4 protein-coding genes are annotated in these 2,557 nt (G+C 72.7%); 2 read left to right on the top strand and 2 right to left on the bottom strand.

The features are described from left to right. Together AC1D15_RS26490 and AC1D15_RS26485 are read right to left on the bottom strand one after the other, a co-directional pair. A partial coding sequence (locus tag AC1D15_RS26490; RefSeq protein ID WP_477828342.1) for an AMP-binding protein occupies nt 1-357 on the bottom strand: 357 nt, incomplete at its 3' end. A gap of 72 nt (nt 358-429) precedes the next feature. Beyond that, complete coding sequence (locus tag AC1D15_RS26485; RefSeq protein ID WP_477828341.1) at nt 430-804, bottom strand: TraR/DksA family transcriptional regulator; 375 nt, start codon at nt 802-804, stop codon at nt 430-432. A gap of 60 nt (nt 805-864) precedes the next feature. On the opposite strand from AC1D15_RS26485, the gene AC1D15_RS26480 reads away from it, so the two are divergent. Together AC1D15_RS26480 and AC1D15_RS26475 are read left to right on the top strand one after the other, a co-directional pair. Next, complete coding sequence (locus AC1D15_RS26480; RefSeq protein WP_477828340.1) at nt 865-1,026, top strand: hypothetical protein; 162 nt, start codon at nt 865-867, stop codon at nt 1,024-1,026. Then, the coding region (locus AC1D15_RS26475) for a PHA/PHB synthase family protein (protein WP_477828339.1) at nt 1,023-2,557 on the top strand (1,535 nt) is incomplete at its 3' end. The genes AC1D15_RS26480 and AC1D15_RS26475, both read left to right, overlap by 4 nt.

The following is a 2,557-nucleotide window of genomic DNA, read 5'->3' as shown; positions in this document are numbered from 1 at the left end:
CAGCACCGCCGCCTCGCAATCGCCGAGGATGTAGGCGATGCTCGCGGGGTTGTCCAGCGCATGCATCGGCACCGGCACGCAGCCGGCGGCCATCGTCGAGAGGTCGGCCCACACGGCCTCGACGCCGTTCGGCAGCAGCAGGCCGACGCGGGCGCCGGCCGGCGCCCGCAGCGCGGCCAGCGCGAGCGTCCAGCGCCGCACCGCCGCGTCGGCCTCGCGCCAGCTGAGCGCGACCCACCGGTTCGCGGCCGCGTCGTGGCGGCGGTAGGCGATGCCCTCGGGGCTGCGATGGACGCGCGCGTCGAACAGTTCGGTCAGCGTGCGGGCGTGGGACAGGATCGGATCGTCGAGAGTCATCGGGCCATTGTCAGCTCAGCTCGGGGCCGATGAGGCGGCACCGCGTGCACGCGGCCGGGGTCGCTCGACCGTTCACGGGCGATGCGTCCGTTCGTGCACCGACTGGCAGGCGGCGCAGCGCTGCGCCGCCGGCTGCGCCAGCAGCCGCTGCAGCGCGATCGGCTCGCCGCAGTCGGCGCAGTCGCCGTAGCTGCCGTGCTCCAGGCGCTGCAGCGCCGCCTCGGTCAGGCGCAACTCGTCGAGGTCGCGCTGCGCCTGCGCGTCGTCGATTTGCGCCGACTGGCTCTGCGTCGCCTCGTCCTTGCGGTCGATCACCTCGTGGCCGCCGGCCCGRCCGGCGTCCTGCTGCGCCATCCGCGCCGCGTGCACATCGGCCTGCAGGCCCTGCAGCCGGAACAGCAGCAGGCCGCGCAAGGCGTTCAGGTGGGTCTGGGTCGGCAGGTCCATGCGGTCTCCGTCGCGGGTTGGTGATCGGCCCGATTCTTTGGGGCAACCCGGCGCCGCGGCTTGAGCCACGTCAAGGAGACAACCGGGCACGCTGCCTATCGTGCGGCCTTCTTCCAGGAGAAACCCATGGCCCAGATGAAAGCCGCCGTCGTCCAAGCGTTCGGCCGGCCCCTCGAGATCGGCGACATCGAGGGCCGCATCGTGATGCGCATCGGCGCATGACGGCCGCGCTGCGCGACTGGTGGCTGCACCTGGCGGCCGCGCCGGCGAAGCAGGCCGCGCTGTGGTCGGCGGCGGCCACGCAGGTGCTGCCCGGCGCGCTGGCCGCGCTCGCCGGCGCGGACGTGATCGACGCGGCGCCGCAGGACCGGCGCTTCGCCGACCCGGCCTGGCAGGCGCAGCCCTGGCATGCGCTCGCGCAGCTCTTCCTGCTGCAGCAGCACTGGTGGCAGCAGGCCACCACCGGCGTGCCGGGCGTGACGCACCACCACGAGCAGATGGTGGCGTTCGCGGCACGGCAATGGCTGGACATGCTCGCACCGTCGAACTTCGTGCTGGGCAACCCGGTGGTCCAGCAGCGCACGCTGCGTGAAGGCGGCGCCAACCTGCTGCGCGGCCTGTCGCAGGTCGCCGAGGACGCGTGGCGCGAATGGCTGGACGCACCGCCGGTCGGGGCCGAAGCCTTCGAGCCGGGGCGGGCGGTGGCCGTCACGCCGGGCCGCGTGGTGCTGCGCAACCGCCTGATGGAGCTGATCCAGTACGTGCCGTCGACGCAGCGCGTGCATGCCGAGCCGGTGCTGCTGGTGCCGGCCTGGATCATGAAGTACTACGTGCTCGACCTGTCGCCGGCGAACTCGCTGGTGAAGTACCTGGTCGACCAGGGCTTCACGGTGTTCGCGATCTCGTGGCACAACCCCGGCGCCGCGGACCACGATCTCGGCATGGACGACTACGCGCGCCTCGGCGTGCTGGACGCGCTGCAGGCGGTGCGCACGATCGCCTCGGGCCGGCGCGTGCATGCCTGCGGCTACTGCCTCGGCGGCACGCTGCTCGCGTCGGTCGCGGCGCTGCTGGGCGCGCAGCGCGACGGTTCGCTGGCGAGCCTCACGCTGCTGGCGTCGCAGACCGACTTCACCGAGCCGGGCGAACTGGGTCTGTTCATCGACGAGGAACAGGTCGCGGCGCTCGAGCAGCGCATGCAGGCGCAGGGCTACCTCGACAAGGCGCAGATGAAGCGCACCTTCCAGATGCTGCGCTCCAACGACCTGGTGTGGTCGTACCGCGTGCATGCGCTGCTGCTCGGCGAGCGTGCGCCGATGACCGACCTGATGGCCTGGAACGCCGACGGCACGCGTCTGCCCGAGCGCATGCATGCCGAGTACCTGCGCGGGCTGTACCTGCACAACGCGCTGGCGCACGGCGAATGGCAGGTCGAGGGCCGCACGGTGAACCTGATGGACATCCGGGTGCCGGTCTTCAGCGTCGCGACGCTGCAGGACCACGTCGCGCCGTGGCGCTCGGTCTACCGGCTGCAGTCGCTGTGCGACGCGGACCAGACCTTCGTGCTGACGGCCGGCGGCCACAACGTGGGCATCGTCAACCCGCCCGGCAACGCGCGGGCGAGCTACCGGATGCGCACGCTGGCCGCCGGCGCGCCGCGCGTCGTTGCCGACGCGTGGCTCGCCGACACGCCGGTGACCGAGGGCTCCTGGTGTCCGGCCTGGCGCGACTGGCTGCACCGCCACGGCACGGC

This window comes from Rhizobacter sp. P2_H2 (assembly GCF_056403375.1).
Note: the sequence above shows the minus strand (reverse complement) of the source record. Positions and strands in the feature narration are given on the sequence as shown.